Source organism: Herbaspirillum sp. VT-16-41, from assembly GCF_001994935.1.
Lineage (GTDB): Bacteria > Pseudomonadota > Gammaproteobacteria > Burkholderiales > Burkholderiaceae_D > Herbaspirillum > Herbaspirillum frisingense.
Genome location: NZ_MUXB01000114.1, coordinates 338,033 through 350,759, shown reverse-complemented (window position 1 = coordinate 350,759; position 12,727 = coordinate 338,033). Strand labels below are relative to the sequence as shown.

Genomic DNA, 12,727 nt, shown 5'->3' with positions numbered 1-12,727 from the left:
AATGGGCTGGCTGCTGCGGCTGCTGGCGGGCGTCGCCCTGGTGCTGGCGACGGCGAGCGCTTATTCTGCCCCAAAAAACCTGCTTGTGCTCGGTGACAGCCTGTCGGCCGAATATGGCCTGCAACGCGGCACCGGCTGGACCGGGCTGCTGCAGCAACGGCTGCAGCAGGACAAATCGGAACTGCGGGTGGTCAACGCCAGCATCAGCGGCGACACCACCATCGGCGGACGCAATCGCCTGCCGGCGCTGATGACGCAGCACCAGCCGGAAATCCTGGTGATCGAACTGGGCGCCAACGACGCGCTGCGCGGCCTGCCGCTCAAGACCAGCCAGGACAACCTGCAGGCCATGATCGACCTGGCCCGCCAGCAAAAGGCCAAGGTGCTGCTGATCGGCATGCAGATTCCGCCCAATTACGGCCCGGACTACACGCGCCGCTTCGCCGCGATGTACCAGGACCTGGCCAAGGCCAACAAGGTGGCGCTGGTACCGTTCTTCTTCGAGGGCATTGCCGCCGACCTGTCGCTGTTCCAGGCTGACCGCATCCACCCCAACGAACAAGCCCAGCCCAGGCTGCTGGACAATGTCTGGCCACACCTGAAGCCACTGCTGGGCAAGAAGTAGATCCCCCGCCCTGAAAGCCGAAGCCCCTGCCGCCGTCACTGGCGCCAGGGGCTTCGTTCATCCAGCAGAAGAACCGGACAGCTACGCCTCAATGGCGCGCGTACAGGTCCAGGAAACGGCGCAGCAGCCCGGTCGATTGCGGGGTTGCACTGACCTTTTCGCACAGGGCCTGGGCGTCGATGCCGCAGCCACGGTAGATGTCGGTGTAGTAGCGCAGGTGAGCGCGCACGAACTCGGGCGAAAACTCCGGGTGGAACTGGGTCGAGTAGACGTTGTGCTTGTGCTTGATCACGTGGTGCGGGTCCATCGGCGAACGGGCCATGACGATGGCGTCCTTGGGCGGCCGCAGCACCGACTGCATGTGCAGCATGTGCGCCGGGAACGCCTCCGGCAGCACGCCCAGCAATTCATCCTGACGGCAGCATTCCAGTGTTTCCACGTGCATGGTGCCAGCGGCCCGGCCGGCCGGGTTGTAGCCGACTTCACCGCCGAAGGCATGGGTCAGCAGCTGGTGGCCGTAGCAGATGCCGAACATCGGCGTATCCAGGTCGGCGGCGTCGCGGATCCATTCGGCGGTGCGCTCGCTCCAGTCTTCCTTGTCGGTCACCATGGCCGGCGAACCGGTGATGAAGACGGCCCGGTAGCTGCGTGGGCAGGAGGGGCGCTCCCCTTCATAGACGGTGACGACTTCGATTTCGGTGTGGCACAGACCGGCGGCGCAACCTATCTGGTCGGCATAACCACCATAGTTGGTCTTGAGGGCAGGATTGGCATCGCCGGTTTGGATGATCAGGACTGGGGCAGGCATAAAAACGTGGTCGGTATTCAGGGCAAAACATGGCATCGGAAGCATTCCTTGTGGGAAATACACCGAGCGATGCCTTCGAACTTCGACTGGAGGCAGCGACAACTTTACGGCAGCCGTTTATTCCAAAAACGGCGCAAGATGGCATGCGGATGACATTATTTTCACTTCATCAGCACAATATGTGCATTTTCTCGCTGAGTGAAAACTGACCGGGACTGACAAGATCCGACGAAATCCCGAGGGACAAAAACAGAAAAAGGTCCATCCCCGAACCCTGCTCTTTTGTGCATCCCCCGCCTGTACATCCCGCATGCAGGCTGCGCCGGTGTCCATGATGAAACAAAAAAGGCCGCTGGAAAAGCGGCCTCGGTAAATATTTTAGTAAATTGTGGCAGACATGCCGACAACTCCCCTGAACTGGGCGGAGCTGCGCGCCGATTCACGATCCCGGTGCGCGCATGCCCCGTCGCGGGTCACGCCAGCTTACTTGGCGGCGTCATCCGCGCTGACTGCAGCGGCACCCTTGAGCAGCTTGGTCTTGGCCTTCTCGCGCAGGTAGTCCAGGTAAGCCAGGGCTTCCTGTTGCGACAAGGCGGCCACGATCTGTTCCTGCTCGGCCTTGCGGCGGGCGGTGTCGACGGTCTTGGGCTGTTCCACCTTGGTGACACGGTAGATCTGGTAACCCAGGCCCTGCGTCTCGGCGCCGACGTAGGCTGGCAGCTTGGCGGTATCGGCTTTCATGACGGCATTGAAGGCTTCCTGGGTCCAGCCGTCGGACTTCACGCGCGAGACCACCTTGGCATCGCTGAAACCGGTGGCGTCATCCTTGGCCTGCAGCTGTGCCAGGCGTTCCTGGCCGGCCTTGACCGCCAGTGCCTGTTCTTCCTGCTGCAGCACGGCCTTTTGCACATCGGCCTTGACCTCCTCGAACGGACGCTTGGCAACCGGCTTGTAGCTGGTCATGCGGCCGGCCACCAGGGTATTGGGGGCAGTCTGCACGGCTTCGGTATTGTGCTTGGCCTTGATCACGTCGTCGGTAAACAACGCCGTCAGGAACTTGGCATTGTTGTACGGCAGCGGGCCAGCGGCCGGGTTAGGCGCACGGGTCACGCCGGTGGCGGTCTGGATCTTCAGCTTGAGCTTGTCGGAGACGGCCTTGAGGCTGTCGCCGTTTTCATAGACCAGGTTGTTGAACTGGTCGGCCATTTCCGAATACTTCTTGGCGGCGATCTGCTTCTTGATCTCGGCGCCGATCTCGGCCTTGACCGATTCCAGCGGCTTGACGGCGGCCGGCTTGATGCCGGTCACTTCGATCACGTGATAGCCGAAGTCGGATTCCACTGGATCACTGATCTCACCCTGCTTGAGGCTGAAGGCAGCATCTTCGAAGGGTTTGACCATGGCGCCCTTGGCAAAGTAGCCCAGGTCGCCACCGTTTTCAGCCGAACCGGGGTCCTGCGAGTTGGCCTTGGCCAGCTTGGCGAAGTCGCCCGGGTTCTTGCGCAGTTGCGCCACCAGGCCTTCGGCCTTGGCCTTGGCAGCAGCCTTCTCGGCTGCCGGCGCATCCTTCTTGACGGTGATCAGGATGTGGCTGGCACGACGCTGTTCTTCGGTGGCGTACTGCTTCTGGTTCTGCTCGTAGTAAGCCTTGATGTCGTCGTCGGTAACGGCAGCCTGGGCGGCCACGGCGGCAGCGTCCAGCACCACGTATTCGATGTCGGCCTGCTCCGGGGTCTCGAAGCGGGCGCCGTTCTTGTCATAGTAGGCCTTGAGCATGTCGTCGCTCACCTTGACCTGGGCGGCATAGCTGTCCGGCTTGAAGTTGAGCATCTGCACCGTGCGTTCCTGATCGTTCAGGTTCGACAGGTTCTCGGCCACGGTCCGGGGCGCGAAGGCGGTGCTCTGGATGGCCGCGTTCAACTGCTGCACGGCCATTTCACGGCGCAGGCCGGCTTCGTAGCCCTTGGGCGTCATGCCCTGGGCGGCCAGCAGCACGCGATACTGTTCATTGTCAAAGCTGCCGTCCGGCTTGGTCAGGCCGGGGATCTGCAGGATGCTCTGCTGCAGCACCTGGTCCGGCACCACCAGCTTGTTGGCCACCACTTCGGCGCCCAGGGCGCGCTGGGCGATCAGGTTGTCCAGGATGGCGCGACGCGCCTGCGGGCTATCGAAGATCTTGCTATCGAACTGGTTGCCGTACACCTGGCGCATGCGCTCCAGTTGCTGGCGGTGCGCGGCGTCCCATTCTTCCTTGGTGATGGTCTGGCCGGCCACCTTGGCCACGCCGCTGTCATCGGTCAGGCGGCTATAGCCCTCCAGGCCGAAGAAGGCGAACGACGGGAAGATGAACAGCAGCAGCAGGAACTGCATCAGGCGCTGGTGAGTACGAATGAAATCAAACATGAATAGCCAATCAATAAACGATCTGGTCAATGAAGGTCAGCGAGGACTGCCGCCGGGCGTCCGCGGATAATAAAAAGGGCGAACTCGCGTTCGCCCTGATCCGGCGCAGGCCCTTGGGCCCGGGACGCACAACGCACACCGTCGTGCTCGCGCGACATTATACACATGCCAATGCCCTGAGGCATCTTTGCGCCCCTGCCGCCCCCTAGCGGTCCATCTGGGCCAAGGCCACGCTGCGCAGCTGGAAACGGCCGTCATTATTGAACAGCCAACTCTCCGAGAGTTCGATGCGGCCCTGCTTCAACAGCGCCGGTGGCGGTTTGGGAAAGGGCGCGGCGGTCTTCAGACTGCCCAGGGCGCTGGCTTCGGCGTGCTTGTCGCGATTGCTGCGCAGGATTTCACTTTTGACCAGATTGCCATCCCCATCGACGATGTACTTGATCACGATCACCGAGCGCAGCAACGCCTGCGGCCTTTCCACATAGACACTGGTGAAGTTGACCTGGGAAATGCGTTTGGCCAGGTCGACCTTGTAGCCATCCACGGTGGTCGCGGTAGAGGTACCGTCTTCGGTGGTCTTCTTTTGCTCGATGAGGGTGCGCGCCAGCTCGTCACGGGTTTCCTGGGTACTTTCCGGGGCCGAGCAGGCGGCCAGCATGGCCGCCACGCCCACGCCCGAGATGGCCAATCGCCTGACCAACTGGCGCGGCGAGGTCGGCAGCCGCGCCGGCCTGGTGCGTGTATTCATTCTGGTCTCCTCTCAGATGAACGATCTTGATTCACTCAATGCCGCTCGTCAATGAAGGATTGGACCGCAAATCGCCGTGCCGATTCCCTGCTCCCGGGAGTCCGGGCGGGCATCCATAGCTTCAATCTATAGCAAGGATTCTGGTCCGCTATTGCAGCAGGGGGTGTCATCCAGCAGTCATATTTTCACCGTACCATCCGCATGCTTTCCACCCCCGGCTGCGCCCCGCAACTCCGCACGGGCGCTGCGTTTGGGCAACAACGCGAGCTAGCGAGACCACTTCCGAGATGATGCACAATCCTTCTTCCGCCGCGCTTGCGCTGCCGCCCTGCCAGGACCCGCAGGAGCACAGCGAGACCGGCTTCCTGACCGTGCAGGGCATCGAAAAGCGCTTTGGCGCCTTCACCGCGCTGGATCGGGTATCGCTGGAAGTGCGTCGCGGCGAGATGGTCTGCCTGCTGGGGCCGTCCGGATGCGGCAAGACCACTCTGCTGCGCACCATCGCCGGGCTGGAACGCCAGGACGCCGGCCAGCTCCACGCCGGCGGGCGCGATATCTCCCACTTGCCGCCCCAGGCGCGCGATTACGGCATCCTGTTCCAGTCCTATGCCCTGTTTCCCAACCTGACGGTGGCCGATAACGTCGCCTACGGCCTCACCGGCATGAAGCGTGATGCACGCCGGGATCGGGTCGCGGCCATGCTGGACATGGTCGGCCTGGGCGGCAGCCAGGCCAAGTATCCCGGCCAGCTCTCCGGCGGGCAGCAACAGCGCGTGGCACTGGCCCGCGCACTGGCGCCGTCACCGTCCCTGCTGCTGCTGGACGAACCGCTGTCGGCCCTGGATGCCCAGGTACGCGAACACCTGCAACTGGAAATCCGCCGCCTGCAAAAGCAGTTCGGCATCACCACCCTGATGGTCACCCACGATCAGGAAGAAGCCATGGTCATGGCCGACCGCATCGCCGTGATGCAGCACGGTCGCATCGAACAGTTCGGCACGCCGGCCGAGATCTACCGGCGCCCGGCCACGCCCTTCGTGGCCGACTTCATCGGCCATGCCAACTGGCTGCCCTTTACCCGCATCTCCGGCTCGCAGGTCGCGGTGGGAGCGCTGCGCCTGGAAATCCAGGCCGAGGAAGCCGAACTGCCCAGCGGCCGCCTGTTCTGCCGCCCGGAATCGATCGAACTGTTTGCCACCGACGCCACCGCCAACCGTTTCCAGGCGCGGGTGACCGACCGCATCTACCTGGGTAGCCGCTACCGCCTGGCACTGGCCGCCGACGCGCTGCCCGGCCAGACCCTGCTGGCCGATGTCAGCGACCAGGCCCATGAACGCCTGGCCGCCCTGCCCGCCAACGACGGCCTGTGGGTGGCCCTGCCGCGCCAGGCCCTGCAGGTGTTTGCCTGAATCTGCGATGAGCATGCCCTCCTCCCTTTCTTCGTCCGCCATGGCGATCGAACCATCCGTGCAGCCCGCCCCGGCCCTGCCCCTGAGCACGGTCGATCGCAGCCAGGGCCTGCTGGCCGGCTTCAAGTGGCTGTTGCTGGTGCTGCTGCTGGTCGGCCTGGGTGGGCCGTTGCTGTTCATCCTGGCGCAGGCGGTGCTGCAGCCCGATGGCAGCTGGGCCGGTGCGGCGCCGCTGATGGCACTCTTCGCCAACATCAATTTCCTGCCCATGCTGGGGCGCAGCCTCTGGGTCTCGGCCATGACCGCCGTGGTCACGGTGCCGCTGGCCTATGTCTTCGCCTATGCCCTGCAGCGTACGGGCATCCCCTTCAAGGGCCTGTGGCGCGGGATCGGCCTGTTGCCGCTGCTGGCACCGTCGCTGCTGCCGGGCATCGCGCTGATCTACCTGTTTGGCAACCAGGGCCTGTTCAAGGAATGGATGGACGGCAGCATCTATGGCTTCTGGGGCATCCTGCTGGGTGAAGTGTTCTACACCTTTCCGCATGCCATGATGATTCTCCTGTCGGCCCTGTCGCAGGCCGACGGACGCCTCTACGACGCCGCCCATGCCATGGGCGCCTCGCGCTGGCGCATCTTCCGCACGGTCACCCTGCCGGCCACGCGCTATGGCATCTTCGGCGCGCTGTGCCTGGTCTTCACGCTCACCATCACCGACTTCGGCGTGCCCAAGATCACCGGCGGCGCCTACAGCGTGCTGGCGGTGGAAGCCTACAAGGCGGTGGTCGGCCAGCAGCAGTTCGGACGCGGTGCGCTGATCGGCTTGCTGCTGCTGGTGCCGGCCCTGCTGACCTTCGCCCTGGACGGCTGGCTGCAGCGCCGCCAGCGGGCCAACATGAGCAGCCGCTCGGAAGTCTATGTGCCCCGCCCCGACTGGCGGCGTGACGGCGTGAACCTGCTGGCGGTGGCCTTGATCGCCGCCGCCATCCTGATGATGATCGTGGTGGCCATGGGCGCCTCGCTGGTCAAGCTGTGGCCCTACAACCTGCAACTGACGCTGCAGCACTACGACTTCGACAACATGGACGGTGGTGGCTGGCTGGCCTATTTCAACAGCCTGAAACTGGCCTGCGGCACCAGCGTGGTCGGCACCGTGGTGATCTTCAGCGGCGCCTGGCTGATGGAAAAGACCCGTGGCCAGGCGCCGCTGTCCGCGCTGCTGCGCATGCTGTGCTTCCTGCCGATGGCGGTACCGGGACTGGTGCTGGGCCTGGGCAGCCTGCTGTTCTTCAACCATCCGGCCAATCCCTTCAACTTCCTGTACGGGACGATGAGCTTGCTGGTGCTCTGCTCCATCGTGCACTTCTACACTACGGCCCACCTCACCGCCGTCACCGCCCTCAAGCAGCTCGATCCGGAATTCGAGGCCGCCTCGCTGTCGCTGAAGGTGCCGCTGCTGAAGACCTTTATCCGGGTCACCGTGCCGCTGTGCCTGCCGCAGATGCTGGAGATCTTCCGCTACCTGTTCGTCTCCTCGATGACCACGGTCTCGGCGGTGATCTTCCTGTACCGCCCGGACACCGTGCTGGCCTCGGTGGCGGTGCTGAACATGGATGATGCCGGCGATGTCGGCCCGGCCGCCGCCATGTCCACCCTGATCCTGTTGACCTCGGCCGCCGCCGCGCTGCTGATGCACCTGGCCGGCAGCCGCTGGCTGGCGCGTGCCCAGGCCTGGCGTCGTGGGCGCGCCCACTGACCGGGTTCTCCCCTTGTCCGCTTTTACCCTCGCACTTTTTTACCCTCGCGTTTCCGACGCTTTTTCAACCTAGCCATTCACAGACGAAGGCCATCATGAAAAAAACCAAGCTGTTTTCCCTGCTCGCATCGGTGATCGGCGCCGGCATGCTGTTGGCGGCACCAGCCGTGCAAGCGGCCACCACGCTGACCGTCTACACCGCCCTCGAAGCCGACCAGATCAAGGCCTACCAGGCCGCCTTCCAGAAGGCCAATCCGGACATCGAAATCAAGTGGGTACGCGACTCCACCGGCATCGTCACCGCCAAGCTGCTGGCCGAAAAGGCCAACCCGCAGGCCGACGTGATCTGGGGCCTGGCCGCCACCAGCCTGGCCCTGCTGGACAAGGAAGGCATGCTGACCCCGTACGCACCGCAAGGCCTGTCGGCCATCGACGGCAAGTACCGCAGCGCTGCCAACCCGCCGGCCTGGGTCGGCATGGACGTGTGGGCCTCGGCCATCTGCTTCAACACCGTGGAAGCGCAGAAGCAAGGTCTGCCCAAGCCGACTTCCTGGGCCGACCTGACCAAGCCGGTCTATGCCGGCAAGATCGTCATGCCCAACCCGGCGTCCTCCGGCACCGGTTACCTGGACGTCTCGGCCTGGCTGCAGATGATGGGCGAAGACAAGGGCTGGGCCTACATGGACGCCCTGCACAAGAACATCGGCCAGTACACCCACTCCGGCTCCAAGCCCTGCAAGCAGGCGGCCACCGGTGAATTCCCGATCGGTATCGCCTTTGAGTACCGCGCCGTGAAGACCAAGAAGGAAGGCGCGCCCATCGACGTGATCCTGCCGGCCGAAGGCCTGGGCTGGGACATCGAAGCCACCGCCATCGTCAAGGGCAGCAAGCACCTGGAAGCAGCCAAGAAGCTGGCCGATTTCTCCGCCAGCAAGGAAGCCATGGCCCTGTATGAAAAGAACTTCGCCGTGGTCGCCATCCCGGGCGTGGCCAAGCCGGACGAACTGCTGCCGGCCGACTACGAAAAGCGCCTGATCAAGAACGACTTCACCTGGGCCAGCACCAACCGTGATCGCATCCTGACCGAGTGGAGCAAGCGCTACGAAAGCAAGTCCGAGAAGAAGCAGTAACTTCTCCGGGGCTGTGACGAAATCCACCGGAAGCGTTCGACCTGAGCAGGCCCGGGCCGGGCCGTATCGAAGCCGGCCCTGAGCTTGTCGAAGGGGCGCACAGACGGTGAACCTTCGATACGCGGCGACGCCGCTACTCAGGGCGAACGGTCATCTGGGTCGCATCTTCGACACAGCCCCGCGTTGACAGAACTTCGGCGCCATCGCAGCCCAGCCTGCGACGGCGCGTGGAGAGGACCACAGGACGCCGACAGAGCGTCCGTCCACAACAGGCAGCACCACATCTCGCAACCGTATCCGATGGAGCATTCCCATGACGCAATCCCCCTCAGAACACGATCCGCAACACTTCGACCTGGCCGTGGTCGGGTCCGGCATCCTCGGCCTGGCGCATGCCTATGCGGCCGTCAAGCGCGGTCTCAAGGTGGCCGTGTTCGAACGTACCGGCACCCCGCTGGGCGCTTCCGTGCGCAACTTCGGCATGGGCCTGGTGACCGGCCAGCCGCCCGGCATCATGCTCGACCTGGCACGTGAAAGCCGCGCCATCTGGCTGCACCTGGCCGCGCGCGCCCACTTCAGCGCCCGCGAAGCCGGCACCCTGCTGTTTGCCCGCAGCGAAGCCGAGCACGATGTGCTTCAAGAATTCATGATGGTGCGCGCCCGCCAGTACGACTACCGCGCCTCGCTGCTGGAAGGCGACAAGCTCAACGCCCTCTACAACGGCCGCTTCCGCCATCACCGTTCGGCCCTGCATGGCACCGAAGACCTGCAACTGTATTCCCGCGAGGCGATGCCGGCGCTGGTAGCCTACCTGCACTCGCAGGGCGTGCATTTCCGCTTCAATACCCTGGTGCATGGCACGGCCGATGGCCGCCTGTCTACCACGGCCGGCGAGTTCCGTGCCGAGCGCGTGGTGGTCTGCTCGGGTCACGACTACCTGACCCTGTTCGCCGATCGCCTGCAGCCGATGAACCTGAAACAGTGCCGCCTGCAGATGCTGCGCCTGAAGACCGAAGAGCCGCTGCCACTGACCCATGCGGTGCTGACCGGGCTGTCCTGCACCCACTATGGCGCCTTCTCGGACCTGCCGACCGCGCGCGCAGTACATGCCGAGATCGAGGCCAATGCGCCCCTGCTCAACAAGCACGGCATCCACCTGCTGGTCAGCCCCACGCCGTACCAGGAACTGATCGTGGGCGACTCGCACCACTACGGCAGCGATTCGCCGCCCTTCAACAGCGAAGAGGTCGATGAACTGATGCTGGGCCTGGTGGAACATACCCTGGCCACCCGGGTCAAGGTGATCGAGCGCTGGCAAGGCGTCTACGGCAGCAAGGGCCCGGGACCGTTCTCGGCCCTGCCCATCGATGCCCACACCTCGGTGGTACTGATGCACACCGGCATCGGCATGAGCGTGGGCCTGGGCCTGGGCGAGCGCGTGGTCAAGGCTTTGCTGGAAGGTGACAGCCTGCCTACGCCCACTGCCCAGCCGGCACCGGCGACGGCGCTGGCCTGATCGTTTTACCCTCGGCATCCCTCTCCGGCGCGGCGGCCTCGCTGCCGCGCCACCGGTCTTCGACCGGCCCGCTATCCTTCCCCGCGTTCTCGTCCGCTTCCCTTCCCGCTACACCTGCCCTGACGTCCGCTTCAGGTTTTTCTGCCTGTTCCTGACAGAAAAAACTTCACCCCTTGCCTGGACAGATGCGAGCCCCCTGACATCCTCGCTGCATCGCAATAGCCACTCCCCGCCCTGCAAAGCCTTGCCAGAGGCCACTTTGCCTGCTGCAGCGCAACCTGAAATCGCCGTCCTGCGCTGTAAGCTTGTGTAAGTTTGGAGCAAGTCTTGCGTAAGTTTGACGTCGCACACTCCCGGCATGGACAAGTGGGTCCTTACGCAAGCAATGCGAAGCCAATATCGCGGTTTGTGTCTGACGGGGAAGGCGAGGGAGGAATCTTCATGCTGTCTCCGGTGCGTTCTTGCATAACGCCCCATTCGACCATCTGTTGCATCTGTTGCACCTGTTGCATCGCAGGGTCCGTACCCCGGGTACCGCAGGCATCCATGCAGTAGCAATATCAATTAAAACCAAGGAGACAAACATGACCACAGCATCAGTCAACACGACTGCGCGCGGCATCACACCGGAGGAGAAGAAAGTCATCTTCGCCTCGTCGCTAGGCACCGTTTTCGAATGGTATGACTTCTACCTCTACGGCTCGCTCGCGGCCATCATCGCCAAGCAGTTCTTCGCCGGCACCGATCCCAATACTGCCTTCATCTTTGCGCTGCTGGCCTTTGCCGCCGGCTTCATCGTGCGCCCCTTCGGCGCGCTGGTGTTCGGCCGCCTGGGTGACCTGGTAGGTCGCAAGTACACCTTCCTGGTGACCATCCTGATCATGGGCGCATCGACCTTCATCGTCGGCGTGCTGCCCAACTACAACTCCATCGGCATCACCGCCCCGATCATCCTGATCATCCTGCGCATCCTGCAGGGCCTGGCACTGGGCGGCGAGTATGGCGGTGCGGCTACCTACGTGGCCGAACACGCGCCGGAAGGTCGTCGCGGCGCCTTCACCGCCTGGATCCAGACCACCGCCACGATGGGCCTGTTCCTGTCGCTGCTGGTGATCCTGGGCGTGCGTACTGCGGTGGGTGAAGCCGCCTTCGCCGACTGGGGCTGGCGCATTCCCTTCCTGGTCTCCATCCTGCTGCTGGCTATCTCGGTGTGGATCCGCATGTCCATGAACGAGTCGCCCGCCTTCCTGAAGATGAAGGCTGAAGGCAAGACCTCCAAGGCTCCGCTGACCGAAGCCTTCGGCCAGTGGAAGAACCTGAAGCTGGTCATCCTGGCGCTGGTGGGCCTGACCGCCGGCCAGGCCGTGGTGTGGTACACCGGTCAGTTCTATGCCCTGTTCTTCCTGACCCAGACCCTGAAGGTCGATGGTCCCACCGCCAACATCCTGATCGCTGCCGCCCTGCTGCTGGCGACGCCCTTCTTCCTGTTCTTCGGTTCGCTGTCGGACAAGATCGGCCGCAAGCCCATCATCCTGGGTGGTTGCCTGATCGCCGCCGTCACCTACTTCCCGATCTTCAACGGCCTGACCCACTTCGCCAACCCGGCGCTGGAATCGGCTTTGCAAAAGTCGCCGGTGATCGTGACCGCCGACCCGGCCAGCTGCCAGTTCCAGTTCAACCCGACCGGTACCAAGAAGTTCACCTCGTCCTGCGACATCGTGAAGGCCAAGCTGTCGGCCGCTTCGGTGAACTACCAGAACGTGGCAGGCGCACCGGGCTCGGTGGCCACCGTCAAGATCGGCGATCGCGTCATCACCTCCTATGAGGCCAACGGCCTGTCCAAGGAAGATGCGGCCGCCAAGGACAAGCAACTGTCCAAGGAACTGGCTGACGACATCAAGGCTGCCGGCTATCCGAGCAAGGCTGATCCGGAGCAGATCAACAAGCCCATGGTCCTGCTGCTGCTGTTCATCCTGGTGCTGTACGTGACCATGGTCTACGGCCCGATCGCCGCCGCCCTGGTGGAAATGTTCCCGACCCGCATCCGCTACACCTCCATGTCCATGCCCTACCACATCGGTAACGGCTGGTTTGGCGGCCTGCTGCCGACCACCTCCTTCGCGCTGGTGGCCTTCAAGGGCGACATCTACTACGGCCTGTGGTACCCGATCGTGATCGCCATGATCACCTTCGTGATCGGCCTGCTGTTCGTCAAGGAAACCGTGCACAACAACATCCACGACTGACCGCAAGACATACCCGCTTTAACGCCCCGCGCCCTGTCGCGGGGCGTTTCTTTTGGGCGTCGCGACCGTGGCAGTCGATATGCCTGCGG

10 protein-coding genes are annotated in these 12,727 nt (G+C 63.7%); 7 read left to right on the top strand and 3 right to left on the bottom strand.

Annotated features, from left to right (window positions below):
• Position 1 precedes the first annotated feature (1 nt).
• Complete coding sequence (locus BTM36_RS16845; protein WP_174616870.1) at positions 2–625, top strand: arylesterase; 624 nt, start codon at positions 2–4, stop codon at positions 623–625.
• An 88-nt stretch (positions 626–713) separates the two neighbouring features.
• Here the strand turns inward: BTM36_RS16845 and BTM36_RS16840 are convergent, their stop codons facing one another.
• Positions 714–1,433 carry a glutamine amidotransferase gene (locus tag BTM36_RS16840; protein ID WP_039876277.1) on the bottom strand — a complete coding sequence of 240 codons (720 nt, stop codon included), beginning with the start codon at positions 1,431–1,433 and terminating at the stop codon, positions 714–716.
• A 29-nt stretch (positions 1,434–1,462) separates the two neighbouring features.
• On the opposite strand from BTM36_RS16840, the gene BTM36_RS27860 reads away from it, so the two are divergent.
• Positions 1,463–1,642: a hypothetical protein gene (locus BTM36_RS27860; protein ID WP_139347172.1), complete on the top strand. Its 180-nt coding sequence runs from the start codon at positions 1,463–1,465 to the stop codon at positions 1,640–1,642.
• A gap of 274 nt (positions 1,643–1,916) precedes the next feature.
• On the opposite strand, the gene BTM36_RS16835 is transcribed toward BTM36_RS27860, so the two are convergent.
• Both BTM36_RS16835 and BTM36_RS16830 read right to left on the bottom strand, forming a co-directional pair.
• Complete coding sequence (locus tag BTM36_RS16835) at positions 1,917–3,836, bottom strand: SurA N-terminal domain-containing protein (protein ID WP_077237159.1); 1,920 nt, start codon at positions 3,834–3,836, stop codon at positions 1,917–1,919.
• Between the two features lie 205 nt (positions 3,837–4,041).
• On the bottom strand, positions 4,042–4,584 hold the full coding sequence (locus BTM36_RS16830; protein WP_077237158.1) for a hypothetical protein: 543 nt from the start codon (positions 4,582–4,584) through the stop codon (positions 4,042–4,044).
• Positions 4,585–4,871: 287 nt separating this feature from the next.
• Between BTM36_RS16830 and BTM36_RS16825 the strand changes: the two genes are divergently transcribed.
• The 5 genes from BTM36_RS16825 to BTM36_RS16805 all read left to right on the top strand — a co-directional run bounded on the left by BTM36_RS16825 (position 4,872) and on the right by BTM36_RS16805 (position 12,638).
• Positions 4,872–5,993, top strand: coding sequence for a putative 2-aminoethylphosphonate ABC transporter ATP-binding protein (locus tag BTM36_RS16825; RefSeq protein ID WP_254427024.1), 1,122 nt, complete (start codon positions 4,872–4,874; stop codon positions 5,991–5,993).
• Between the two features lie 7 nt (positions 5,994–6,000).
• A complete protein-coding gene (locus tag BTM36_RS16820; protein ID WP_077237157.1) occupies positions 6,001–7,746 on the top strand; it encodes a putative 2-aminoethylphosphonate ABC transporter permease subunit in 1,746 nt (581 codons plus the stop codon).
• A gap of 95 nt (positions 7,747–7,841) precedes the next feature.
• A complete protein-coding gene (locus tag BTM36_RS16815; protein ID WP_077237156.1) occupies positions 7,842–8,876 on the top strand; it encodes a putative 2-aminoethylphosphonate ABC transporter substrate-binding protein in 1,035 nt (344 codons plus the stop codon).
• Between the two features lie 313 nt (positions 8,877–9,189).
• Positions 9,190–10,392: a TIGR03364 family FAD-dependent oxidoreductase gene (locus BTM36_RS16810; protein ID WP_077237155.1), complete on the top strand. Its 1,203-nt coding sequence runs from the start codon at positions 9,190–9,192 to the stop codon at positions 10,390–10,392.
• A 584-nt stretch (positions 10,393–10,976) separates the two neighbouring features.
• Positions 10,977–12,638 (top strand): MFS transporter, encoded by a 1,662-nt coding sequence (locus BTM36_RS16805; protein ID WP_006712641.1) that lies wholly within the window; start codon positions 10,977–10,979, stop codon positions 12,636–12,638.
• The last annotated feature ends 89 nt before the right edge of the window (positions 12,639–12,727 follow it).